This is a genomic window from Embleya sp. AB8 (assembly GCF_049739465.1).
In the GTDB taxonomy this organism is placed as follows: Bacteria; Actinomycetota; Actinomycetes; order Streptomycetales; family Streptomycetaceae; genus Embleya.
Window position 1 is genome coordinate 224,886 of sequence record NZ_JBMHHY010000006.1, and the last position, 24,995, is coordinate 249,880.

The following is a 24,995-nucleotide window of genomic DNA, read 5'->3' on the forward strand; positions in this document are numbered from 1 at the left end:
CCGCTCGTTGGTTGGGTCGGTGGCGGTCCGGGATCGTGCGGCGCGTCGGTGGGATGCCGCTCCTGCGGCTCCCGCCCACGATCGTCGTCTCCACCAGCGGATCGCGCTCCGATCACGACTTCCCCCACGGCGCCTCCTCGTACCCGTGCAGGCCACACGGCACCCGGTCGGGGCTGTCCACCGGCTGCCCACAGCTCTGTCTTGATGATTTCCGACCCGTGCCGCGCACGTCGCCGGGTCGATGTCGACCCCAAGGGGCCGGCATGCGCCGGCGCGAGCGTACACGTCGGCGTAGCAGGACCATCGGAACCGCACCCACCATTCCCATAACGACCGGGGTGGGCGGGAGAATCGCAACCGACAGGGCTTTGTTCCCGAACGTTTCCGGAACGGGCAGTCGATGCGCACTGCCGAACGGCCAGGCCACCAGGAAGGCCCGACCGACCACATCGTCCACCGGGATCGTGCCCTGATAGGGCCGATCCATATGTGCCCGCGAATCGGCCGAGTCGCCGCGATGGTCACCCATCACCCACAACCGGTCCTTGGGCACGGTCACACTGAACCGCTTCTCCGAGGGCGCGTTGCCCCGGTACAGGTAGGGCTCGTCCAGCGGCACACCGTTGACGGTGACCCGGCCGGACGGATCGCAGCAGGCCACCGTGTCGCCGCCGACCCCGATCACCCGCTTGATCAGGTCCTGTTCGTCGTCCGAGGGCAACATGCCGACGAACACGAGCCCCTGCTTGAGCTGCTTGAGCACCGGCGGCGGATCGCTCGACTTCTTCTTGCCCAGCCACCCGCCCGGGTCCTTGAAGACCACCACCTCGCCGCGCTCGGGGGTCCACCCGAACCACGGTGAGAACTTGTCCACGAGCACCCGGTCGCCGACGTTGATCGTGTGCTCCATCGAGCCCGACGGGATGTAGAACGCCTGCACGAGGAAGGTCTTGATGAGCAGTGCGAGGGCGAGCGCGATCACCGCCAGCATCGGCAGTTCGCGCCACAGCGGCACCACCTTGTCCTTGCGCCGCGAGCGCCGACCCCGGCGCCGGCGCGCGGGTGTGCCCGTCTCGACCGAGGGTGCGGCGGGCGGCGATTCCGCCTCGCCGACGGCGAGCGCGGTCATGCCCGCGCCCGCCGGGTCCGGTCCGGGGCGGACGCCGGGCGGGGCGTCCGCATACGGGTCCGGTCCCGGGCCCGGGGTGCCGGGCTCGGCGGCCCGGGCGCTTTTGGGCCTGCCGCGTTTACCCACGGCGGTCGAAGTCCGACCGATTGAACGTCTTCGGCCGATCCGCGCCCTGGATCCGCCCGAAGGGCCAGATGATCCACTGCACGCGCCCGATCACCCGACTCTCCGGAACCATGCCGCCGCCGGGATCGCCGAGGTGGTCGCGCGAGTCGGCCGAGTTGCTGCGATGGTCGCCCATGACCCAGAGCTTGCCCTTGGGCACCTCGGCCTCGAACGGGAAGTCCGAGGGTTTGTCGCCCGGATGCAGATAGTCGCCCTCGTCCAGCGGCACGCCGTTGACGGTGACCCGGCCCTGTGCGTCGCAACACTTGACCACGTCGCCGCCGATCCCGATCACCCGCTTCACGAAGTCGTTGTCGTCCGGGTTGGCGAAGCCGAACACACCGCCGAGCTTGCGCAGCGCGCCGGTGAACGGGTCGGGCTTGTCGGCGTCCTCGGGGGTGAACGAGCCGCGCCCGTCGAAGACGATCATGTCGCCGCGCCGGATGTCGCCGTACTGGTAGGCGAGTTTGTTGACCAGGACCCGGTCGCCGACCTGGAGGGTGTTCTCCATCGAGCCGCTGGGGATCACGAACGGCTGGGCCACCCACGAGTTCACCGCGAGCACGATCACCATCGCGACCGCGACCAGGAGCGGCAGTTCGACCCATGCGGGCAACCGTCGCCGCCACGTCGGGCGCGCCTCGGCTTCCCCATCGACGTCGGCTTCCGCGTCGACATCGGCGGACGACTCGGCGTCGGCCGGCGCGTCGGCGTCCGGGGTGGCGGCGTCCGGTGCGTCGACGGACAGGGTGGCGACGGACCCGGTGTCGACGGACGGGGATTCGGCAGTCGGCGTGTCGACCCTCCCCGGCGTGGTCGCCGCAGCGCCCTCTCCGGACTTCCCGGACTCGGCCGCGCCACCCCCGGGTTTCGCCGCCGACGCCCGATCGGCGGGCCGTACGGCGGTCGAATCCTTTACGAAATCAGGGGACTTCGCCCGCGCCGAAGCCGGCGAAACCGCCTCCTCGGGCGTGCCCCCTCGGCCGTTCGTGTCCCGCACCCGCTCCGAGACACGCGAAGGCCGCGCCTCCACGACCTCGGTGGACGAGGTACCGGCGGATTCCTCCGCCGTGGAGGCACGGCCCTTGCTCTGCTCTGCGTCGTCCATCGCGGACGAGCCTAGCGTCCGGGCCGCCTCGACATGGCCGAGGCACCCCGGGTGGAACGTACGGGTCAGCGGCCCGGACGGTCGGTGCGCTTCTCCTTGATCTTGGCGGCCTTGCCGCGCAGGTCGCGCATGTAGTAGAGCTTCGCGCGACGCACGGCGCCGCGGCTGACCAGCTCGATCTTCTCGATCACCGGGGTGTGCACCGGGAAGGTGCGCTCCACGCCGACGCCGTAGCTGACCTTGCGGACCGTGAAGGTCTCGCGGACGCCGTCACCCTGGCGACGCAGCACGAAGCCCTGGAAGACCTGGACGCGGGACTTGTTGCCTTCGATGACTCGCACGTGCACCTTGAGGGTGTCACCGGGACGGAAGTCCGGGACGTCGTCCCGCAGGGATGCGGCATCGATGTGGTCGAGCTTGTTCATCTCGCGTCGCTTTCTCGCGGGTGCCACAGGTCACCCACGGGTTTCGTGGTCACAGGTGTGGGGTCGCCGGTCCCGAGTGGCGCTCCCCCTGTGGCAGGGGTGCCGTCCGGCTCCCGGGGAACCCGGTCCGGATCGGGACATGGCAACAGCCCCTCAGTCTGCCACAGGTGCGTCGGCCCGCCGAAACCGGCCGTCCCGCTCGACCCAGCCGAGCTCGGCGAGCAACACCCGGTCCTTCTTGTCCACCGCCGCCGGATCGATCCGGGCGATCAGATCGGGCCGATGCGCCGAGGTCCGGCGCAGCGCCTGGTCCCGCCGCCACCGGGCGATCGCGCCGTGGTTCCCGGACACCGTGATCGGCGGCACCTCGCGCCCGCGCCACTCGGCGGGCTTGGTGTACACCGGCCCTTCGAGCAGGTTGGCCATCGCGCCGGGGGCGAACGAATCGTCCCGATGCGACTCGGCGTTGCCCAGTACACCGGGCAGCAGCCGGGCCACCGCCTCGACCACGACCAGTACGGCGACCTCGCCACCGGCCAGCACGTAGTCCCCGATGGACACCTCGTCCACCCGCATCCGGGTCGCCGCCTCGTCCAGGACCCGCCGGTCGATGCCCTCGTACCGGGCCGGCGCGAACAACAACCACGGCTCGGCGGCCAGTTCGACCGCCAGCTCCTGGGTGAACGGCCGCCCGGACGGCGTCGGCACGATCATCCTGGGCACCGGCGCGGCGGCGCTCTCGCCCTGTTCGAGGACGGCGTCCAGGGCCAGTCCCCACGGCTCGGGCTTCATCACCATGCCGGGGCCGCCGCCGTACGGGGTGTCGTCGACGGTCTTGTGCAGGTCGTACGTCCAGTCCCGGAGCTGGTGCAGGTGCACGTCGAGGAGGCCCTTGGCGCACGCCTTGCCGACCAGCGAGACGTTCAGCGGCGCCAGGTATTCGGGGAAGATCGTGACGACGTCGATCCTCACGAGGGGTCCTGCCTCGACTCGGACTTCGACTCCGCTTCGGGCCCCGGCCGCGCCGCCGCCCGGGCGGCCTTCGCCTCGGCCCGCTCGGCGGCGGTGAGCTTCTTCGGCTTCGTCTTCCTGGGCTTCTTCGGCGCCGACTCGGCCGCGTCCGCCGCCGGGTCCGCGTCCGGATCCGGGACCGCGAGCACCGCGTTCTCCGCGTCGAGCAGACCCGGCGGCGGGGTGATCACCGCGCGCTGGTTCTCCAGGTCGATCTCCGGGACGATCTGGTGCACGAACGGGATCAGCACCTCACGACCGTCCGGCCGGCGGACCAGGAGCAGGTCCTGCGAGGGCAGGTGGACGACCTCGGCGAGGTCGCCGATCGGCTCGCCGTCGGCGGTGACCACGTCGAGCCCGATCAGCTGGTGGTCGTAGTACTCCTCCGGGTCCTCGGGGAGTTCGTCCGGGTCGATCTCGGCGATCAGCAGCGTGTTGCGCAGCGCCTCGGCGCCGCTGCGGGTGGTCACGCCCTCGATGCTCAGCAGCAACCGGCCGCTGTGCACCCGGCCGTCGGCGATGGTCAGCGGACCGACCGACGGGGGGTCGGTGAGCAGCACCGCGCCGGGCGCGAGCCGCAGTTCGGGCTCGTCGGTACGGACCTCGACGGTCACCTGGCCCTTGATGCCGTGTGCCCGGCCGATACGGCCGACGACAAGCTGCACCTGCGACTCCTCAATCTCTTGCCCGAGAACTGCCCGAATGGTGGCCCGGAGGCCGAAAACACCGATAAATGCCAAGAAGCTGCCCGGCGGATGACTCCGCCGGGCAGCTCCCGGTTGGACGTGATGTCCCGGTACGTCAGCGAACCTGGTCGACGTCGACGAGGTCGACGCGGACTCCCCGGCCGCCGAGCGCGGTCACGACGGTGCGCAGCGCACGCGCGGTGCGACCACCTCGGCCGATGACCTTCCCGAGGTCTTCGGGGTGTACCCGAACCTCGAGAATGCGACCGCGGCGAAGATTGCGCGCCCGTACCTTGACCTCGTCCGGATGCTCGACGATGCCCTTGACCAAGTGTTCGAGGGCTTCCTCGAGCACGGTCAGCCCTCGTTAGCGGCGGTCTCGGCGGCGGCTTCGCCCTCGGCGGCCGGAGTCTCGGTCTCGGCGGGAGCCTCGACCTTCTTCTCCTTCTTGGCCTTCGGCGTGGTGGCGCCGTCCTTGGGCTCGTCCATCGCCTCGCGGGCGGCGGCCTCGAAGAGCGACTTCTTGTCGGCCTTCTCCGCGGCGACCAGCAGCGGGGCCGGGGCCGGCAGACCCTTGTGCTTCTGCCAGTCGCCGGTGAGCTTGAGGATGTGCGCGACCGGCTCGGTCGGCTGCGCGCCGACACCCAGCCAGTAGAGCGCACGCTCGGAGTCGACCTCGATGCGCGAGGGGTTCTCCATCGGGTGGTAGATACCGATCTCCTCGATCGCCCGACCGTCACGCTTGGTGCGGGCGTCGGCGACGACGATGCGGTAGTGGGGCGAACGGATCTTGCCCAGGCGCTTCAGCTTGATCTTGACTGCCACGAGTGTGGTGTCTCCTGCATCTTGACGTGGGTGAACAGCCGGCGTTCACGTGGGGACATGAGGCTCGGCTGATCGTGGACACGGTAAGCATGCGGAGAGAGGGTCCGGCAATGCCCCGGGTACTCAGCCAGCCATTCTGCCAGACTTCCCCGCCCCGACCAAAGCCGGGGCACTACTCGGTCGGTCGAGGCTCGCGCGGCTTTTAGAATGCAGCTCGCCCGACCTTCCCCCTAGTCGTCAGGACGCCACGGTCTCATGCGTTGGTCCGAACTGTACGTACCCACCCTCCGTCAGGACCCCGCCGACGCCGACGCGGTCAGCCACCGTCTGCTCGTGCGCGCGGGCTACATCCGCCAGCTGATGGCCGGCCACTACTCGCTGCTCCCGCTCGCGGTGCGGGTGCGGGCGAAGGTCGTGCGGATCATTCGCGAGGAGATGGACCGGATCGGCGCGCAGGAGATGATCCTGCCGACCATGCACCCGGCCGAGATCTGGCAGAAGAGCGGTCGCTGGGAGGTCATGGGCGACGAGATGTTCCGGCTCAAGGACCGCAAGGGCTCGGATCTGGCGCTGGGCATGACGCACGAGGAGATCTTCACCACGCTCGCGCACGAGCTCAGCTCCTACCGCGACCTGCCGCAGACCTGGTACCAGTTCCAGACCAAGTTCCGGGACGAGCCGCGGCCCAAGAGCGGGCTGATCCGGGTGCGCGAGTTCACCATGAAGGACTCGTACAGCTTCGATCTGGACGCCGAGGGTCTGGACCGCTCGTTCGAGGCGCACCGGCAGGCGTACGTACGGATCTTCCAGCGGCTGGACATCCCGGCGATCGCCGTGCAGGCGTCCAGCGGCACCATGGGCGGCAGCGGCTCGACCGAGTTCATGTGCCCGTCGGCGGCCGGCGAGGACCTGGTGGTGCACTGCCCGAACTGCGACTACGCGGCCAACGTGGAGAAGGCGACCTCCCGGCTCGCCGAGATCGAGGACGGCGCCGGTCTCGACGCCCCGGAGCGGTTCGACACCCCCGGCATCAAGACCATCGAGAGCCTGACCAAGGCGCACGGGGTGCCGGCCGATCGGCAGATCAAGACGCTGGTCTACGTGGTCGGCGGGCAGCTCACCCTGGCCCTGTTGCGCGGCGACCACGCGCTGGTCGAGCAGAAGCTGATCGACACCACCGGCTCGACCGATGTGCGCCCGGCCACGCCGGACGAGATCAAGGCCGCGCTCGGCGCCTACCCGGGCAGCCTGGGCGGGGTCGGCGTGCGCGACCTGCCGATCCTGGCCGACGAGGCGCTGCGCGGGCGCCGGGACATGGTCACCGGCGCCAATGTGGACAAGGTGCACGTGCGCGGCGTGGACGTCGAGCGGGACATCGCCGTGGGCACCTGGGCGGACCTGCGCGAGGTGGTGGCCGGCGAGCCGTGCCCCAAGTGCGGCACGGGTCTGGAGGTCGAGCAGACGGTCGAGATCGGGCACATCTTCAAGCTCGGCTACAAGTACACCGAGGCGCTCGGGGTGAATGTGCTCGGCGCGGACGGCGAGCGGGTCGCGCCGATCATGGGCAGCTACGGCATCGGCGTCGAGCGGGCGATGGCCGCGGTCGTGGAGACGCACCACGACAAGAACGGCATCGTGTGGCCGGTCGCGGTGGCGCCGTTCGAGGTCGCGGTGGCGCTGCTCGACGTGGACGACGAGAAGTCGCGCGGCACCGCCGAGGAGATCTACGCCGAGCTGAAGCGGCAGCGGGTGGACACGATCCTGGACGACCGGGCCGAGCGGCCCGGGGTCAAGTTCAAGGACATCGAGCTGGTCGGCATCCCGTTCCGGGTCACCGTGGGCGCGCGCAGCCTGGCCGAGGGCAACGTGGAGATCGTCTCGCGCGCGAGCGGCGACAAGGCGCTGGTCCCGGTCGCCGAGGCGGTCGAGTACGTGCGCAAGCTGGTCCTGGACGCGAGCTGACCCGCGCTCTCCTACGTACGGCCCGGCACCGCGCAGGTGCCGGGCCGTACGCGTGCCCGCGGCGGATGTCGGGTCAGCGCAGGGTCAGTTCGGTGGGCTTCTTGGGCTGGGCCGGGTCGAACAGGTCGAGCAGTTCGGCCGCCCGGGCCGCGGTGCCGCGAATCGCCCGGGCCTCCTCGCCGGCCAGCGCGCCGCGCAGGTCGGTGCGGCCCAGGTGCAGGGATTCCACGGTCGCGCGCGGGAGTTCGATCACCACGTCGGCATCTGCCGGGATCTCGCGCAGGAAACGGGCGACGCCCCGGTGGATGTGCAGCGCGATCTCCTCCTCACCCGACACCCCGCCGAGCACCCGCCAGCCGAGCACGGCGTCCGTCTCAAGCGCCTCCTCCGCGCGCAGCCGGGTGGTGTACAGCTCGATCAGCCACGCCGCCGGGATCCGGGCGATCAGGTCCGGGGGCGCGAAGACGGCCGCGAAGTTGATCAGCGGCAGGATCGGCTGGATCCGGTCCTCCAGTTCGTCCGCGCTGGTCAGGTACCAGTTGCGCCAGTTGACGTTGAGCTGGGCGTAGCCAAGGCGCCGGAACGCGGCGGCCTTGACCGAGCGGGCGTCGGCGTCCTCGCGATCGATCCGGGTCAGGTGGGTGGCCAACTCGGCCGCCCACTGGTACTCGCCCATCGTGTAGGCCTCGGTCGCCGCGCCGAGCACCCGCTCCCGGCCGCCCATCAACTCGACCGTACGACGCGCGAATTCGGCCCGGGGCAGCGGGTCCAGGTCCACCGGGTCGCCGCCGAACCAGCCCAGGTAGCCGAAGAAGATCTGCCGCACGGTGTGCTTGACGGTGCCGTAGTACTCGCGGGCGTAGGGCGCGTACGAGGCCAGGTGTTCGGGCAGTTCGACGGTCTCGGCCAACTCGTCCGGGGTCAGCCCCTCGTTCATCCGGCGCACCGTCTGGTCGTGGATGTACTGGATGCAGTCCCGCTCCACGGCCAGCACCTCGGCCACCTTCGCGGCGCCCGACACGGGCTGTCCGTGACTGGGGATCAGATGTGCGGCGCGGTGCGCGCGCAGCGCGTCGATGCTGCGCACCCACTGCATCGGGTCGCGGTAGCGACAACCGCGCAGGGTATGGATGTTGGGCAGGGTCGGGCCCTGGATGGTGTCGCCGCACAGGAGCACGTCACGGTCCGGGAGGTACACGCTGATCGCGTCGTCGGTCTCGCCGGGATTGTGGAACAGCCGCAGCCGCACCCCCGCGACCTCGGTCTCCAACTCGTCGCCGACCAGGACCGTGGGCATCACGAACGACGGTGTGCCGACCCCCGCGTGCGGGCCGACCGCGTCGTTGACCCCGTCGGTGTCCGAGGGGCCGAGCAGGTTGCCCAGCGAGTAGACCGAGCGCAGGCCCATGATGTGCAGCGTGGGCCCGGACTGGTCGGTCAGCGCGGCCAGGAAGGTCCGATGCGCGTAGACGTCCACGTCGGGCGTCGCGGCCCAGTGGCTCAGCCCGTTCACATGGTCGGGGTGATGGTGCGTCACCACCACGGCCCGGACCGGCGCGTGCGGGTCGCGCAGGTACGGGCGCAGTTCCGCCTCGATCACCGCGGCCAGGTCCGCGCCGCTGCCGGTGTCGACCACCACCAGGCCGTCGGGGCCCTCGATCACCGCCGCGTTGGCCGAGGACCAGCCCACGGCGACGTGTACATGCTCGGCCACGGTGTACACGCGTCTGGTGAAGTGCGCGGTGTGGGCGGCGAGTTCGGGATGGACGGCAGGCTCGACCTCGTACGTCATGGGCGGGCAGCCTGCCACGTCCGGCCCTACGAGGGAAGAATCGCCTTTTCCGCTCCCGGCCACTCCTCGGCGGTCAGCGCGAAGCGTTCGTGGTCGCGCCACGCGTCGTTGATGAACAACATGCGCGGCGTGAAGCCCTCGTAGCGAAAGCCCATCCGGCGGGCCAGTGCGATCGAGGCCTCGTTCCCCGGCTGGACGTTGATCTCGAGCCGGTGCAGTCCGAAGCCGTCCGCGGCGAACACCCGATCGATCACCAGGGCGAGCGCCTCGGTCATCCGGCCGGTGCCCGCGTAGGGCGTGTAGGCGTCGTAGCCGAGCGTGGCGTTGCTGAACCGCGAGCGCACGATGTTGGAGACGTTGACCCGGCCGGCCAGACCACGATCGGCGAGGTCGAGCACCAGGAAGGTACGGAAGTTGTCGCTCTGCCGGCCGATCAGGTCCGGCAGGTCGTCCGGGTCGGACGGGTTCCAGCGCGCGATGTGCTCGGAGCGGCGGATCGCCTCGGCGGACGCGGCCACGTCCGACTCCAGCGGCCCGCGAATGCCCACCCGACAGCCGGGCACGGTGTACAACTCCTGGTCCATGGCCCCCGTCATGTCCTTCTCTTCCTTCTCTTCCTCGTCGTCGCGGGCGCGTCCGCCGACGCGACCCGGGGCACCCGCGGGCCCGGGTCGCGGGCGCGCCTACTTCTGGCTCGGCGGCAGGAAGTTCTTGAACTCGTCGGGCAGTTCGAAGTCGGCCGCGCCACCCGCGGCGCCGCCGGCGGGCAGCCCGAACGGGTTGGCGGCACGCTCCTCGCGCCGGGCCGCCTCGGCCGCCGCCTCCTGCTTGCGCTTCATCGGGTTGCCCGACTGGCGCTTGCCCTTGGCCTGCTTGGGCGCCTTGCCCTTCTTCTTGCCGGCGCCGCCGCCCAGGCCCGGCATCCCGGGCATCCCCGGCATGCCGCCGCCCTTGGCCATCTGGCCCATCATCTTGCGGGCCTCGACGAACCGTTCGATCAGGTTGTTGACCGCGTTGACCTCGGTACCGGCGCCCTTGGCGATCCGGGCCCGGCGAGAGCCGTTGAGGATCTTCACATCGGCCCGCTCGGCCGGTGTCATCGACTTGATGATCGCCGCGACCCGGTCCAGATCGCGGTCGTCGATGTTGTCGATCTGGTCCTTCATCGCGCCCATGCCGGGCAACATGCCGAGCAGCTTGGAGATCGAGCCGAGCTTCTTGACCTGCTCCATCTGCTGGAGGAAGTCCTCCAGGGTGAAGTTGTTGCCGCCGCCGTGCAGCTTCTCCGCGGCCTTGAGCGCGAGGTCCTGGTCGTACTTGGCCTCGGCCATCTCGATCAGGCTGAGCATGTCGCCCATGCCCAGGATGCGCGAGGCCATCCGGTCGGGGTGGAACGCGTCGAACTCGTCGAGCTTCTCGCCGCTGGAGGCGAACATGATCTGCCGGCCGGTCACCGACGCGACCGACAGGGCCGCGCCGCCGCGCGCGTCGCCGTCGAGCTTGGAGAGCACCACGCCGTCGAAGCCGACGCCGTCGAGGAACGCCTGGGCGGTGACCACCGCGTCCTGGCCGATCATCGCGTCGACCACGAACAGGATCTCGTCCGGCTTGACCGCGTCGCGGATGTCCGCGGCCTGCTGCATCATCTCGGCGTCGATGCCGAGCCGGCCGGCGGTGTCCACGACGACCACGTCGTATTGCTTGGTCTTGGCGAACTCGATCGAGTCGCGGGCCACCTTGACCGGGTCGCCGACGCCGTTGCCGGGCTCGGGCGCGTAGACCGCGACGCCGGCCCGCTGGGCGACCACGGAGAGCTGGTTGACCGCGTTCGGGCGCTGGAGGTCGCAGGCCACCAGGAGCGGCTGGTGCTTCTGCTCCTTGAGCCACCTGCCCAGCTTGCCCGCCAGGGTGGTCTTGCCCGCGCCCTGGAGGCCGGCCAGCATGATCACGGTGGGGCCGGTCTTGGCGAAGCGCAGCCGGCGGGTCTCGCCGCCGAGGATGCCGACCAGTTCCTCGTTGACGATCTTGACGATCTGTTGGGCCGGGTTGAGCGCACCCGACACCTCGGCGCCGCGGGCGCGCTCCTTGACGCGTCCGATGAACTCGCGGACCACCGGGAGCGCGACGTCGGCCTCGAGGAGGGCGACGCGGATCTCGCGCGCGGTGGCGTCGATGTCGGCTTCGGAGAGCCGCCCCTTGCCGCGAAGGTTCTTGAAGGTCGCTGCGAGGCGGTCGGAGAGAGTGTCGAACACGTCGGCAGAGGTCCTTCGTCAGATACGGGTGGTGTCGGCCCCAGCCTAACCGCCCACCGAGCCCGCGTGACGTGGGCACGCACCCGAAACCGCCACACCCGGCTGCCGCCCACCCGGTCGCGGGTGCGGGCGGGGGCACCGCACGGGCTCGGCGGGCCGGCGCGGCACGGGCGCGGTGGGCAACGCGGGTGGAGCGAGCGGACGGCATGGGCGGGAGTGGGCAACGCGGGCGGGGCGGGCAGGCGCGGTGCGGGTCCGGGCGCAGGCGTGGCCGCAGGCGCGGGCGGGGTGGAACGCGGGGCGGAGCGAGCGGACACGACACGGGCTGGGCGCGGGCGGGGCCGGGTGGGCAACGCAGGCGGGAGCGGGCAAGCGCGGTGCGGGCGTGGGTGGGGCGAGCGGACGCGGCGGGAGTGGGGACGAGCAGGCGCGGGCGCGTGGGCAACGCAGGCGGGGCAAGCGGGCACGGCACGGGCTGGACGCGGGTGGGGTAGGGCGGTCGGCGACGGACGGGTGCGGGTGCGGTAGGCAATCGCGCTGCGGGCGTGGGCGGTTCCGGTGTAGCGGGTCGTGTGGGCGGTCCCGGGCGGGGGCCGTGGCCGATGCCGGCGAGGGCGTCGGGGTCGGTCCCGCACCGGTGCGGCCGGGCACGGAGTGGGTGTCGGGGCGGTCACCCGGTGTGGGTGTGGTGGCCGGCCCGGGCGCACGGGTGTCCGTGTCGGTTACGGGGACAGGGCCTTTTCCAGGGTTTTGGCCAGGGTTCTGGCCTCGGCCGCGGATAGGGGGGTGCCGGTCGGGGTGACCACGTAGAAGGCGTCGACCGCTTCGGCGCCGTGTGTGCCCACTCGGGCCTGGCGAACGCTCACTCGGGCGTCGGCGAGGGCCCGGCCGATCCGGTGCAGCAGGCCCGGGCTGTCGTGCGCGCGCACCTCCAGGACGGTGGCGCTCGCCGAGGCGTCCGGGATCACCTCGACCCGGGCGGGCGCGCGTCGGGTACCGCGACGCGGCGGGTAGGCCGCCTCCCGCTTGGCCAGCCGCGCCGCCACGTCCAGGCCGCCGGCCAGCGCCTTGCGCACGTCCTCGCGCAGCGCGGCCGGATCGGGCAGCCGGCCGAATTCGGTCTCCACCGTCCATACCGTGATGCCCAGTTCGTCCACCACGTCGAGCGTGGCCGAGCGCACGGTGAGCCGATGCAGCGCCAACACCCCGGCCGCCAGCGCCAGCAGGCCCACCCGGTCGGCGGCGGCGATGGTCACCTCGGCGCCGAACGGCAGCGGTTCGAGCCGGACCACCGGCAGTTCGCCGGACACGTCGGCGGTGACGATGCGCTCCGTCGGCACCGGCATCGGCCGCCCCGCGAACACCGCCCTGGTCCGGGCGACGAGGTCCCGGACCAGGGCGTCCCGCCAGGCGCTCCACGCGGCGGGTCCGGTGGCGGCGGCGTCGGCCTCGGTGAGCGCGTGGAGCAGTTCGAGGGTTTCCACACTGCCCACCGCCTCGGCGAACGTCGCCACGGTGGTCGGATCGTCCAGGTCACGCCGAGTCGCCGTGTCCACCAGGAGCAGGTGATGGCGAACCAGCGTGCCCAGTACGTCCACGTCGTCCTTGGCGAAGCCCATCCGCGCGGCGGCCTCGCGCGCGATCACCTCGCCGCTGACGCTGTGGTCGCCGGGCCAGCCCTTGCCGATGTCGTGCAGCAGCGCGGCCACCAGGAGCAGGTCGGGGCGGGACACCCGGCGGGTGCGCGCGGCGGCCTCGACCGCGGTCTCGATCAGATGCCGGTCCACGGTGAAGCGGTGCACCGCGTTGCGCTGCGGCCGACAGCGCACCCGCTCCCAGTCGGGCAACAACCGGGTGATCAGCCGCCGGGCCTCCAGCGCCTCCCACACCGGCAACACGTCGCGGCCCGCGCCGAGCAGCGAGACGAACGCCTCGCGCGCGGCGGCCGGCCACGGGTCGGCGGGCGGCGGGCACTCGATCGCGAGCCGGTCCACGGTGTGCCGGGACAGCGGCAGACCGGCCTGCGCGGCGGCGGCCGCGGCGCGCAGGAGCAGTACCGGGTCCCGGGCCGGTTGCGCGGCCTGGGCGAGCACCACCTCTCCGGCGTACTCGACCACGCCCTCGGCCAGCGGGGTACGGGCCGAGACCCCGGCCCGGGCCCGGCGCAGCCGGCGTACCCCCGCGCCCGCCTCGCGCGCCGCGAGCACCCGGGAGACCTCGCGCCAGGTCACATCGGCGGCGTAGGCCAGCGCGCGGGCCGCCTCCGAGACCCGGCGCAGCAGCGTGTCCGCGTCCAGCAGGCCGAGCCGGCGGGCCACCGCGTCCTGTTCCTGGAGCAGCAGCCGGTCCGCGCCGCGCCCGGTGACCAGGTGCAGCGCGTCGCGCACGTCGAGCAGCGTGGCGCGCGCGGCGGCCACCTCCTGGTGCGGCGCGTCGGCGATCCAGGACGCGGAGATCGCCCGCAACACGCCGGCGTCGCGCAGGCCGCCGCGGGCCTCCTTGAGGTCGGGTTCGAGCAGGAACGCCACCTCGCCGTGCCGTTCGGCGCGTTCGCGGCAGGAGGCGAGCAGTTCGGGCAGCCGCCCGGCCGCGCCGGCCCGCCACGCGCCGAACGTCGACGTGCGCAGCGCGGCGGTCAGTTCGGGGTCGCCCGCGATGTGCCGGATGTCGAGCAGGCCGGTCTGCACCCGCAGGTCGTCGGCCGCGGCCCGGCGGGCCTCCTCGGGGGTGCGCACCGCGTGGTCGAGTCGGATGCCGGTGTCCCAGACCGGATACCAGATCGCGTCGGCGAGTTCGGCGATCCCGCCGTGGCCCGCGTGCAGGAGCACCACGTCCAGGTCGCTGCCCGGGGACAGTTCGCGCCGGCCGTAGCCGCCGACCGCGACCAGGGACACGCCTCGCTTCGGCGCGCCCGCGGCGGTGAACAGCTCGGTCAGCCAGCGGTCGGAGAGCGCGCCGAGCGCCTGTCGGCGGGCCGCTCCGGTGGGCCCGGCGGGGTCGGCCAGCAGGTCGTCCCTGGCCCGGGTGTACCGCGAGCCGGCGGTCGGTTCCATCGGAGACCACTCCCTGGTTCACATGCGGCGGACGGCCTGGCTCTCGAAACGGCCGACGGCCGGACCCGTCCCCGAGGACTCGCTTCGGGGCGGGACCGGCCATCGGGGTGCTACAGGGCTTCCGGGCCGCGCTCGCCGGTGCGCACCCGGACCACGCTGTCGACGGGGACGATCCACGCCTTGCCGTCGCCGATCTTGCCGGTCCGGGCGGCCTTGACCAGCACCTCGAGCAGTTCGTCGGCGTCCTCGTCGTCCGCGAGCACCTCGATCCGGACCTTGGGCACGAGGTCGACCTGGTACTCGGCGCCCCGGTAGACCTCGGTGTGGCCGCGCTGTCGGCCGTAGCCGCTCGCCTCGGTCACGGTCAGGCCGTGCACGCCGAACGCCTGGAGGGCGTTCTTGACGTCGTCGAGCCGGTGCGGCTTGATCACCGCCGTGATGAGCTTCACGCATCCACCTTCGTGTCGGCGGGCACCGCGGCGCCCGCGCCCGTAGAGGTGCCGATGCCCGCCGAGGGTCGGGTGGAACCGCCGAGGCCGGCGAAGTCGTACCCGGTCTCGGCGTGCTCGACCTGGTCGATGCCGGCCACCTCGTCGTCCTCGGACACCCGGAAGCCGATGGTCTTGTGGATCACCGTGCCCAGGAGATACGTGACGACGAAGGAGTAGGCAAGCACGGCACCGACCCCGATCAGCTGCTTGCCCAGCTGGTCGAGGCCCCCACCGTAGAACAGGCCCCGGGCGTCGCTCTGGACGTGCCCGGTGGCCAGCAACCCGGGGGCCAGCGAGCCGATGATGCCGCCGACCAGGTGCACGCCGACCACGTCGAGCGAATCGTCGTAGCCCAGCCGGTACTTCAGCCCCACCGCCCACGCGCACACCGCGCCCGCGACCAGGCCGAGCGCGATCGAGCCGAGCGGGCTGAGCGCGCCGCACGCGGGGGTGATCGCGACCAGGCCGGCCACCGCGCCGGAGGCGGCGCCGAGCGTGGTCAGGTGCCCGTCGCGGATCTTCTCCAGGAACAACCAACCGAGCATCGCGGCGGCGGTGGCGATCTGGGTGTTGATCAGCGCCCGGCCGGTGACGCCGTCCGCGGCCAGCCAGGAGCCGGCGTTGAAGCCGAACCAGCCGAACCACAGCAGACCGGCACCGATCATCACCAGCGGCAGGTTGTGCGGGCGCATCGGATCACGTTTGAAGCCGACCCGTTTGCCGATCACCAGGACCAGGGCGAGGGCGGCGACACCGGCGTTGATGTGCACCGCGGTACCGCCCGCGAAGTCGATCACGCCCTTCTTGAACAACCACCCGTCCGAGGCCCAGACCCAGTGCGCGATCGGGAAGTAGACCAGGGTTACCCAAAAGGCCACGAACACGGCCCACGCGGTGAACCTGGTGCGGTCCGCGATCGCGCCGCTGATCAGCGCGGGGGTGATGATCGCGAACATCAGCTGGAAGGCCGCGAACACGGTGACCGGGATGGTGTAGCCGTCCCACAGTTGCGCGACGCCGATGTTGCGCATGCCGTACCAGTGCAGGTCCCCCACCAGACCGCCGAAAGCGTCCGTGCTGAACGTCATGGAAAACCCGTAGAGCACCCACAGCACCGTCACGACCGCCAGGCAGATGAAGCTCATCATCAGCATGTTCAGGACGCTCTTCACGCGGACCATGCCGCCGTAGAAGAACGCCAGCCCGGGCGTCATGAGCATCACCAGTGCGGCGCTCAGGAGTACGAATGCGGTGTTACCCGTGTCCATACTCTGCCTCTCTTCTCCGTGGCCCCGGCCGACCTCCGGGAGCTCATGGGAAGGAGCTTCGGGGCGCGAGGTTTCACCGCGTGGCGCGACGTGTTTCGCCGACATGACGCTTGTCGCACATGTGTTTCCGGGGGATGAACGTCCGCTCACCGCCGCGGCCGGCCGGATCGCGCCGGTCGCGGCGGCCCCTCGAGGGCACCTCGACGGCGCGCCGGCGGCACAGGGGATCGCGCGCGAGGCGCGGGTCCGGGTGTCCCGCGGGTGAGCGGCGGGCGACTCGCACACAGCCCGTCGACGACATCTGACGCACCGTCAGTTCACGGTCCCGTACACCTTGTTCCCGCAGGTCGACACGTGCCGCCGGAGCACGACGCTCCGGTTTCACCGGGACGTTTTCGACCCGCTAACGGTTGCCGCGAATCCATTGACAATGATCGCGCCCACTGCCGTAATTAATCACCGCGCTTAACTGACGACCCGTCAAGGCACGTGTCACCACCGGTGATCCGGCCCGATTCGGGTTCGCCCGTATCGCGCGGCCGCGCCACCGCTGCACCGCACGGAATGTTCAACAGACCTCGTCAACCGACCAGACCAGCGAGAGGGGGTGACACCGTCGTGTTGCGCCTGCTCGGTCGCAAGTTGCTGGCCCTGATTCCGGTGCTGTTCCTGGTCACGTTCGCGACCACGGCCCTGCCCGACCTGGTGGACGGCTCACCGGTCGCCCAGATGCTCGGCCCCGGCTCCACGCCGCAGGACCTCAAGGACCTGGAGCACGAGTTCGGGTACGACAAGTCACTGCCCGTCCGATACGTGACCTGGGTGGGCCACGCGCTCACCGGCGACCTCGGGGAGTCCCTGAAGACCCGTACGCCCGTCATGGACGGCATCGGCGAGCGCTTTCCGGTGACCCTGGAACTGGCCGTCTTCGCGCTGCTCATGGCCCTGGTGGTGGCCGTGCCGCTGGGCGTGTGGACGGCCGCCAAGGCGGGCGGCCGGGTGGACCGCGTGGTCGGGGGCTTCTCCTCGGCGCTGCTGTCCATCCCCACCTTCGTCAGCGTGTTCATCCTCGTCTACTTCTTCGCGAACCCGGAGACGATGCTCGCGTTCAAGCCGACCGGCTGGGAGTACATCTCGGTCGACTTCGGCAAGAACATCGAATTCGCGTTCCTGCCCGCACTCGCCCTGGCCCTGGCCGAGATCCCGCAGTTCCAGCGCCTGTTGCGCAGCGACATGCTCGCCACGCTGCAGGAGGACTTCATCCTGACCGCGCGGTCCAAGGGCCTGTCCACGCAATACGTGCTCTTCCGACACGCACTGCGGCCCTCGTCCTTCTCGCTGCTGACCGTCTCCGGGCTGACCCTGGGCCGGTTGATCGGCGGCACGGTCATCGTCGAGTCCTACTTCGCCATCCCCGGCCTGGGGCAGGGCATGTACCAGGCGATCAGCGGCAAGGACATCCCGGTGGTGCAGGGCACGGTCGTGGTCATCGCGATCGTCTACGTACTGCTCAACACGCTCGTGGACATCGGCTACTCCCTCATCGACCCGAGAGTGAGGGCCCGATGAGCGCACTCGAGACCGCCGCCGCGCCCGCCCCGGACACCGCCGAGGAGGCCGCGCCGGTCGCCGCGGCCAAGACCCGCAAGCGGCGCGGCTTCCTGCTGTGGTTCGCGATCGTGTGGATGGGCCTGGTGCTGCTCGGCGCGCTGCTGAGCCTGGTCGCCCCCGGCGTGTTCCCGCACGAGTACGGCAAGGCGTTCGGCGAGGCGAAGCAGTCGCCGTTCTCCGCCTGGCCCGAGTTCCTCGGCACCGACGGCCTCGGCCGCAGCCACCTGACCCGGCTGGCCTTCGGGGCGCGTGTGTCGATGATCGTCGCGCTGGTGTCGGTCGTGGTCGGGGTGCTCGTCGGCGGGCTGCTCGGCCTGGTCGCCGCCTACTTCCGCGGCGTCGCCGAGCTGGTCATCGACCTGTTCTCGGACGCCCTGCTCGCCTTCCCGCCGCTGATCCTGCTGCTCGCGCTGTCCTCGGTCTACGAGCCGTCGCAGACCAGCATCACCGCAGGGCTCGCGGTGCTCACCATTCCCGGCTTCACCCGGCTGACCAAGGCGAGCGCGATCGCCCAGTCCAACCGCGAATACGTCACGGTGGCCAAGGCGATGGGCGCGGGCCCGGGGCGGATCATCTTCAAGGAGCTGCTCCCCAACACGTTCCCCGCGGTGATGTCCTACTCGGTGATCGTGATGGCGGTGCTGATCGTCGCCGAGGGTTCGTTGTCCTTCCTGGGCCTGAGCATCCCGCCGCCGATGCCCAGTTGGGGCGGGATGATCAACTCCGCCAAGGACGACCTGTCGCTGTATCCCTCGCAGGTGTTCGTCCCGTGCGGCGTGTTGTTCCTGACCGTCTTCTCGCTCAACGTCATCGGCGACCGGCTGCGCGCGAAGTTCGACGTCCGCGACACCAAGCTGTAGCCGCGGGATCGGCGGCGGGCCTCCGCCCGGAGGGCCGCCGCCGGTACCGCTCTTCGACCCCCTCACACAGACGGGACACCTCCTCATGGACGGGATCCGACAGCCGCGCGGCACGAAGGTGGCGTGGTGACCATGGCGGAGCCGAAGACGACCGGCTCGCCCACGCCGGCCGAGCCGCTGCTGCGGGCCGGCGACCTGCGGGTGCACCTGGACACCCCGCGCGGGCTGCTCAAGGCGGTGGACGGGGTGTCCTTCAGCATCGAACGCGGCGAGACGCTCGGCCTGGTCGGCGAGTCCGGCTCGGGCAAGTCGATGCTGGTCCGTTCGCTGATGGGCATCTGCCCCTCGATCGCCAACATCCACGGCAGCGTGCGCCTGGACGGCCGCGAACTGGTCGGTGTGCCGCGCAAGGAGGCCCGGCAGATCTGGGGCAACCGGATCGCGATGGTCTTCCAGGACCCGATGACCTCGCTCAACCCGGTGTTGCGGATCGACCGGCAACTGACCGAGTCGATGCGGCTGCATCTGGGCCTGGGCCGGAAGGAGGCCGACGAGCGGGCGATCGCGCTGCTCACCCAGGTCGGCATCCCCGAACCGGTCAAGCGCGCCCGGCAATACCCGCACCAGCTCTCCGGCGGCATGCGCCAGCGGGTGACCATCGCGATGGCACTCGCCTGCGACCCCGACGTGCTGATCGCGGACGAGGCGACCACGGCGCTGGATGTCACCGTGCAGCGGCAGATCCTCGACCTGCTCCAGGAGATCCAGGCCGAACGCGGCATGGGGATGATCCTGGTCAGCCACGACCTGGGCGTGGTGGCCGGGCGGACCGACCAGATCGCCGTGATGTACGCCGGTCGGATGGTCGAACACGCCTCCACCACCGACCTGTTCGCGCACCGCCGACACCGCTACACGGAGGCCCTGCTCGGTGCCGTACCGCGCCTGGACGTGCCCCGCGACGAACGCCCGCGCGCGATCCCGGGGGCTCCGCCGGACCTGATCACGCTCGGTTCCGGCTGCGCGTTCGCCGCGCGCTGTACGGCGGCCGACGAGCTGTGCCGCACCCGGCGACCGGAGTTGGGCGATCGGCTCGGCACCCACCGGTTCGCGTGCCACCACCCGGTCGGTACGCAGACGCCCGCGGCGGACGCGGCCGAGCAGCCGTCCCTGATGAAGGAGACCCCCGCATGACGGCCGACGACAACACGCCGGGGCCGGTCGCCGTGGCCGAACCGACCGCGGCCGCGACCGGCACCGATCCGCTGCTCACGGTCACCGACCTGGTCCAGCGCTTCCGGGTGCCCGGCGGGATGATGAACGCCGTCGCGGGGGTCAGCTTCGAACTCGGGCGCGGACGCACCCTTGGCCTGGTCGGTGAGTCCGGCTGCGGCAAGTCCACGCTCGCTCGGGCGATTCTGCAGCTGACCAAGCCGTCGGAGGGCTCGGTCCGGTTCGACGGGCAGGAGTTGACCACGCTGCCCAAGGCCGGTCTGCGCACCATGCGGCGGCGCATCCAGATGGTGTTCCAGGACCCCGTCTCGGCGCTGAACCCGCGCCGGAAGATCTTCGACATCGTCGCCGAGGGCCTGGTCATCTCCGGGATGCCGGCCGAGCAGATCCGCCCGCGGGTGGAGGCGGTACTGCGCCAGGTGGGCCTGGACCCGGAGTTGGTCGCCGATCGCCGGCCGCACCAGTTCTCCGGCGGGCAGTGTCAGCGGATCGCCATCGCCCGGGCCATGGTGGTCGACCCCGACCTGCTGATCTGCGACGAGCCGGTGGCCTCGCTCGACGTGTCGGTCCAGGCGCAGGTGCTCGATCTGCTCGACGAGATGAAGCGCCGGACCGGCGTGTCGATGATCTTCGTCGCGCACGACCTCGCGGTGGTGCGCAACATCAGCGACGACGTCGCGGTGATGTACCTGGGCACCATCGCCGAGACCGGGGACACCGCGGCGATCTACGACTCGCCCGCGCACCCGTACACCCGGGCCCTGCTCGACGCGGTGCCCGCGCCGGATCCGGCGGCGGTGCCCGCAGGTCCGGCGCTTGCGGGCGAGATCCCGTCGCCGATGAACCCGCCGAGCGGCTGCCGGTTCCGCACCCGATGCCCGATCGCCCGCGCGGAGTGCGCGGCGCACGTGCCGACGCTGCGCGAGATCGCGCCGGGACATCGGGTCGCGTGCCACTTCCCGCTGATCGGCGCGGCGGCGGTGTTCGACGCGGCGGCGGCCGGGGCCGGGGCACCGACCGACCCGACACCGGCGGTCGCGGCCGAGCCGACTCCCGAGCCTGCGGCGGACGTCGAAGCCGAGGCCAAAGCCGAAGCCACGCCCGAACCCGGGACCGAGGCCGGGACCGAGGCCGGGACCGAAGCCGCAGCCCCGCAGCCGAACTGACGCACCGTCACCCCTCGCGGCCCGGCCCCCGGTCCCACCCCGGCCGGGCCGCGTCGCTGTGCGTACACGGACGAGTCCGACCCGGCCGCCGAGGGGCCGAATCGGGCATCCCGTCGTCGATGCGACACGTGTCGAGCTATAGCCTCACGGCGCTGACCGCGCTGACCGCGCGGCAGCCGGCCTTCGGCCGGCCTGCTCCACGCTTGAGGACGTTTTCTGTGGCACACGCACGACCTTTCGCCCTTCGGGCCCGCCACCGCACCGCCGCCGTGTTCGCGGCGATCGGCCTGCTGGCCGCGGCCGGCTGTGGCTCCGATTCCGGTGAGCCGCCCAGCGCGGTGGGCACCCCCAGGGCCGGCGGCTCGCTGGACATCCTGGCCACCTCCGAGGCCCGCAGCCTCGACCCGTTCCTGCCCTCCTACGCGGCGCAGGCGGACGGCAACCGGCTGTCCGCGCTCTACGACAGCCTCGTGTGGACCAACCCGGTCACCGGCTCCGTACAGCCGCAGCTCGCGCAGAGCCTGGAGCCCGTCGAGGGCGGCGGCAACAAGGTGTGGAGCCTGCGGCTGCGGCCCAACCTCAAGTTCACCGACGGCACGGTGTTCGACGCCGCCGCGGTCAAGATCAACTGGGACACGCACGCGCTCCCCAGCACCAAGTCCCGACAGCGGGACGCGACGGTGGGGATGAAGAGCCAGATCGGCGCCGACGCGCTGGAGCTGCGGATCACCCTGGACAAGCCGAACGGCAACTTCGACCGCCTGGTCGCGCGCAGTCTGTCCTTCATCGCCTCGCCCAAGGCGATTGCCGAGGGCGTCGACAAGTTGGCCGAACACCCGGTCGGTGCGGGCCCGTTCATGTTGTCCCAGGGCGGCTGGGTCAAGGGCGACCACCTGACCCTGGTGAAGAACCCGACCTACTGGCAGGGCCCGGCCAAGCCCTACGTGGACTCGATCACCTTCCGCTACGAGGCCGGCGGCAGTGCGGCCGTCGACAAGGTCAAGCGGGGCAAGGCCGATGTGGCCAACGTCAGCGACGCGTTCAGCCTCAAGGCGGCACGCGAGGCCGGCGTCGGCATCGAGTCGCTGGCGCTGTCCGGCGGCCAGTTGCTCAGCTTCGACACCTCCGGTGGTCCCACCGCCAACCCCGACGTACGACGCGCGATCGTCCTGGCGCTGAGCAGCGAGGAGATCAACCGGCGCGTGTTCGGCGGCGCGGGCACCCCCGCGCGCGGCATCTTCAACCAGTCCTCCCCGGTGGCCAACCCGCAGCTGTCCGCGCCGGAGAACAAGCCGCAGCAGGCCGCGGAGTTGTTCGACAAGGTGACCGACAAGGGCGCCAAGCCGATCCGGATCAAGTTCTTCGCGCCCAAGAGCACCGCGATCGACGAACTGGGTCGCTATCTGAAGGAGACGCTGGAGCGCTATCCCGGGGTCGGGCTGGACGTGGAGACCGCCGACCTGTCCGAGTTCGTCAAGCGCTCCAACCTCCCCGAGTCCTTCGACGTCAAGGTCAGCCAGCTGCTCGCGGACGATCCCGAGCCGGTGGTCTACCAGTACCTGCACCGGGGCAGCCCGAGCAACTGCTGCTTCTACGGCGACGACACGGTGGACCGGGCGCTCGACGACGCGCGCAACACCACCGACCCGGCCCGGCGCCGCGCCGCGTACACCCAACTGCAACTCCAGTTGGACAAGGACATGCCGCTGTGGGTCTACCAGGAGGCGGTGGTGGCCGGGGTGTTCCACTCGGGCGTGACCGGCGTCCAGCTGTCCAACGACGGCATCTTCCTCTTCGACCGGATCGGCAAAAAGGGCTGACTGGTCATCAGAAGTACAACGGTGACCGGATCTTGATGGACCATCAGGCCGGAAGGCAGTAGAAAGGGACGGCACCCTTACCAGTAGGTTCGTGGAGGCCGGGAGTCACTTCGTGATTCCCGGCCTTCACGTGTCTCGTGTACGGATCGCAGACAGTCGAGTACCACGCTCCACCGCACGACCGCACAACCGTACGGACGCACCACCATGCTCCACCCGGGGCGCCGTCGCCCTCTCCCCCGAGTCGGCCGACGTACCCGGCACCATGCACGTCCGCCGCCCGGCCACAGACGCCCGGACGGTCCGTCAGGTGAAGGTTGGCCCTGCAGTGACTCGTACTTCCCTGTTGTCCCTTCGATCCCCGCGCCGTACCCGTCCCCGGCGGCGAATGGCGGCGCTGATCGCCGCCGGCACCCTGGTCACCGCCCTCGCCGGTTGTGGCAGCGACGACAAGACCAAGCCGTCGGCCGCGGGCACGCCCAAGCAGGGCGGCTCGCTCACGATGAGCCTGCCAGGCGACTCGACCAGCCTGGACCCGTTCGCCACCTCGTATGTCAACGTCGCCGACGGCAGCCGGATGTCGGCGCTCTACGACTCGCTGGTGTGGGCGGACCCCACCACCGGCAGCGTGCGCCCGCAGATCGCCGAGTCGCTGGCGATCAACGGCCCCAGGGCCGACACGTGGCAACTCAAGATCCGCCCCAACGTGAAGTTCAGCGACGGCACACTGCTGGACGCCGAGGCGGTGCGCTTCAACTGGGAGCGGCACAAGGACCCCAAGGTCGGCTCCTTCCAGCGCGGCGCGGCGAGCAACATCGCCTCGCTCACCGTGAGCAGCCCGCTCACCCTGGACATCAAACTGGTCGCCGAGAACGCGAACTTCGACCACCTGGTCACCCGCACCCTCACCTTCATCGCCTCGCCCACCGCGCTGCGCGCCTCCCCCACCGGAATCGGCGACAAGCCGGTCGGCGCGGGCCCGTACAAGCTGGTGTCGTGGGAGCGCGGGGCCAAGCAGACCTACACCCGCAACCCCGACTACTGGCAGCGCGAGAAGGGCCTGCCGCACCTGGACAACCTGACCATCACGGTCGACACCGACGTCAACCACTCGATCACCGCGGTGGACCAGGGCAAGACCGACCTGACCGTGGCGGTGGACCCGCTGGCCACGGCGCAGGCCGAGGACAAGAAGCTGGGCGTCCAGCGGATCAGCCTCAACGGCGGCCAGATGGTCGTGTTCAACATGAACGTGGCGCCGTTCAAGGACCTGCGCGCCCGGCGGGCGTTCGTCTTCGCGTTCAGCGGGGCGGAGCTCAACCAGAAGTTCTTCGGCGGCAAGGGCACCCCGGCCAAGGGCATCTTCGCCGCGTCCTCCCCCGTGGCGAACATCCAGCTCGCCGCCTCGGAGAACGACAAGGAGCGGGCCAAGCAGCTCTTCGACGACGTCACGGCCGGCGGCACCAAGCCGATCAAGTTCACCTACTGGGTTCCGCAGGCCCCCGCCTCGATCCGGGTCGCGGAGTACATGAAGCAGGTGCTCGGCACGTATGCCGGGGTCGAGATGGACGTCAAGATCGTCGACATCGCGACCTACGTCAAGACCGTCCGAGGCGGTGGCAGCACCGAGTGGCAGGCGGCCCTCGGCCAGCAGTGGATCGACGACCCGGAGCCGGGCATCTACGATCTCCTGCACAGCAAGAGCATGACGAACAACAGCAGTTACGAGAACGCGCTCGTCGACACCGCGCTCGAGGACGCCCGCCGGACGACCGACCCCGCCCAGCGCCGCGACGCGTACACGCGAGTACAGCTACAGGTGAACAAGGACATGCCGTTCTGGGTCTACCAGGAAGCGGTCGCCGCCGCGATCCACAGCCCCAGGATCACCGGCGTCCAGCTGATCAACGACGGCGTCGTCCTGTGGGACCGAATCGGTACCACCGGCTAGTCGATCGACCTCGTCCCGCCCGGAAACCGTGATCCCGGGCGGGACGCCCCGGCGCCCGCCCGACCCCTCCCGCGACCCCGACGCGCGGGACGGGTCGGGCTCCCTCGCGTGATCCGCGTACGCCGCTCGCAGCACAGCGCTACCGCACTTTTGGAACGACTGCACGACTGCACCGACGCACGAGGCA

20 protein-coding genes are annotated in these 24,995 nt (G+C 71.0%); 7 read left to right on the plus strand and 13 right to left on the minus strand.

Features of this window, described 5'->3' with window-relative positions; all coding sequences use genetic code 11:
• Positions 1-112: 112 nt before the first annotated feature.
• The 7 genes from lepB (ABIA38_RS11060) to rpsP all read right to left on the minus strand — a co-directional run bounded on the left by lepB (ABIA38_RS11060) (position 113) and on the right by rpsP (position 5,349).
• On the minus strand, positions 113-1,129 hold the full coding sequence (gene lepB / locus ABIA38_RS11060; protein ID WP_424638348.1) for a signal peptidase I: 1,017 nt from the start codon (positions 1,127-1,129) through the stop codon (positions 113-115).
• A gap of 118 nt (positions 1,130-1,247) precedes the next feature.
• Positions 1,248-2,402: a signal peptidase I gene (lepB, locus tag ABIA38_RS11065; RefSeq protein ID WP_424638349.1), complete on the minus strand. Its 1,155-nt coding sequence runs from the start codon at positions 2,400-2,402 to the stop codon at positions 1,248-1,250.
• Between the two features lie 65 nt (positions 2,403-2,467).
• Positions 2,468-2,827 (minus strand): 50S ribosomal protein L19, encoded by a 360-nt coding sequence (rplS, locus tag ABIA38_RS11070; RefSeq protein WP_424638350.1) that lies wholly within the window; start codon positions 2,825-2,827, stop codon positions 2,468-2,470.
• 153 nt (positions 2,828-2,980) lie between these two features.
• The gene (trmD, locus tag ABIA38_RS11075) at positions 2,981-3,799 is read right to left on the minus strand and encodes a tRNA (guanosine(37)-N1)-methyltransferase TrmD (protein WP_424638351.1); all 819 of its coding nucleotides are present in this window, start codon (positions 3,797-3,799) and stop codon (positions 2,981-2,983) included.
• On the minus strand, positions 3,796-4,503 hold the full coding sequence (rimM, locus tag ABIA38_RS11080; protein ID WP_424638352.1) for a ribosome maturation factor RimM: 708 nt from the start codon (positions 4,501-4,503) through the stop codon (positions 3,796-3,798). Before rimM ends, trmD begins: the two co-directional genes overlap by 4 nt.
• 136 nt (positions 4,504-4,639) lie before the next feature.
• On the minus strand, positions 4,640-4,879 hold the full coding sequence (locus tag ABIA38_RS11085) for an RNA-binding protein (protein WP_020553237.1): 240 nt from the start codon (positions 4,877-4,879) through the stop codon (positions 4,640-4,642).
• A 2-nt stretch (positions 4,880-4,881) separates the two neighbouring features.
• A complete protein-coding gene (gene rpsP / locus ABIA38_RS11090; RefSeq protein WP_424638353.1) occupies positions 4,882-5,349 on the minus strand; it encodes a 30S ribosomal protein S16 in 468 nt (155 codons plus the stop codon).
• Between the two features lie 255 nt (positions 5,350-5,604).
• Here rpsP and ABIA38_RS11095 point away from each other — a divergent pair, with 255 nt between their 5' ends.
• Complete coding sequence (locus ABIA38_RS11095; RefSeq protein ID WP_424638354.1) at positions 5,605-7,311, plus strand: proline--tRNA ligase; 1,707 nt, start codon at positions 5,605-5,607, stop codon at positions 7,309-7,311.
• Positions 7,312-7,384: 73 nt separating this feature from the next.
• Here ABIA38_RS11095 and ABIA38_RS11100 read toward each other — a convergent pair whose 3' ends face one another.
• The 6 genes from ABIA38_RS11100 to ABIA38_RS11125 all read right to left on the minus strand — a co-directional run bounded on the left by ABIA38_RS11100 (position 7,385) and on the right by ABIA38_RS11125 (position 16,167).
• The gene (locus ABIA38_RS11100) at positions 7,385-9,103 is read right to left on the minus strand and encodes an alkyl sulfatase dimerization domain-containing protein (RefSeq protein ID WP_424638355.1); all 1,719 of its coding nucleotides are present in this window, start codon (positions 9,101-9,103) and stop codon (positions 7,385-7,387) included.
• 26 nt (positions 9,104-9,129) lie between these two features.
• Positions 9,130-9,699 (minus strand): GNAT family N-acetyltransferase, encoded by a 570-nt coding sequence (locus tag ABIA38_RS11105; protein ID WP_424638356.1) that lies wholly within the window; start codon positions 9,697-9,699, stop codon positions 9,130-9,132.
• Between the two features lie 87 nt (positions 9,700-9,786).
• Complete coding sequence (gene ffh / locus ABIA38_RS11110) at positions 9,787-11,355, minus strand: signal recognition particle protein (protein ID WP_424638357.1); 1,569 nt, start codon at positions 11,353-11,355, stop codon at positions 9,787-9,789.
• A 722-nt stretch (positions 11,356-12,077) separates the two neighbouring features.
• Positions 12,078-14,408, minus strand: a complete 2,331-nt coding sequence (locus ABIA38_RS11115; RefSeq protein WP_424638358.1) for a [protein-PII] uridylyltransferase — start codon at positions 14,406-14,408, stop codon at positions 12,078-12,080.
• A 110-nt stretch (positions 14,409-14,518) separates the two neighbouring features.
• Positions 14,519-14,857 (minus strand): P-II family nitrogen regulator, encoded by a 339-nt coding sequence (locus ABIA38_RS11120; protein WP_424638359.1) that lies wholly within the window; start codon positions 14,855-14,857, stop codon positions 14,519-14,521.
• Positions 14,854-16,167 carry an ammonium transporter gene (locus ABIA38_RS11125; RefSeq protein WP_424638360.1) on the minus strand — a complete coding sequence of 438 codons (1,314 nt, stop codon included), beginning with the start codon at positions 16,165-16,167 and terminating at the stop codon, positions 14,854-14,856. The genes ABIA38_RS11120 and ABIA38_RS11125 overlap by 4 nt, the downstream gene beginning before the upstream one ends.
• Positions 16,168-16,785: 618 nt before the next feature.
• Between ABIA38_RS11125 and ABIA38_RS11130 the strand changes: the two genes are divergently transcribed.
• The 6 genes from ABIA38_RS11130 to ABIA38_RS11155 all read left to right on the plus strand — a co-directional run bounded on the left by ABIA38_RS11130 (position 16,786) and on the right by ABIA38_RS11155 (position 24,808).
• On the plus strand, positions 16,786-17,736 hold the full coding sequence (locus ABIA38_RS11130) for an ABC transporter permease (RefSeq protein WP_424638361.1): 951 nt from the start codon (positions 16,786-16,788) through the stop codon (positions 17,734-17,736).
• On the plus strand, positions 17,733-18,638 hold the full coding sequence (locus tag ABIA38_RS11135) for an ABC transporter permease (RefSeq protein WP_424638362.1): 906 nt from the start codon (positions 17,733-17,735) through the stop codon (positions 18,636-18,638). Before ABIA38_RS11130 ends, ABIA38_RS11135 begins: the two co-directional genes overlap by 4 nt.
• A 132-nt stretch (positions 18,639-18,770) precedes the next feature.
• Entirely contained in the window at positions 18,771-19,832 is a 1,062-nt protein-coding gene (locus ABIA38_RS11140) for an ABC transporter ATP-binding protein (RefSeq protein WP_424638363.1), read from the plus strand.
• Positions 19,829-21,037 (plus strand): ABC transporter ATP-binding protein, encoded by a 1,209-nt coding sequence (locus ABIA38_RS11145; protein ID WP_424638364.1) that lies wholly within the window; start codon positions 19,829-19,831, stop codon positions 21,035-21,037. Before ABIA38_RS11140 ends, ABIA38_RS11145 begins: the two co-directional genes overlap by 4 nt.
• Before the next feature lie 218 nt (positions 21,038-21,255).
• Positions 21,256-22,857: an ABC transporter substrate-binding protein gene (locus ABIA38_RS11150; RefSeq protein ID WP_424638365.1), complete on the plus strand. Its 1,602-nt coding sequence runs from the start codon at positions 21,256-21,258 to the stop codon at positions 22,855-22,857.
• Positions 22,858-23,185: 328 nt separating this feature from the next.
• Positions 23,186-24,808, plus strand: coding sequence for an ABC transporter substrate-binding protein (locus ABIA38_RS11155; RefSeq protein ID WP_424638366.1), 1,623 nt, complete (start codon positions 23,186-23,188; stop codon positions 24,806-24,808).
• The last annotated feature ends 187 nt before the right edge of the window (positions 24,809-24,995 follow it).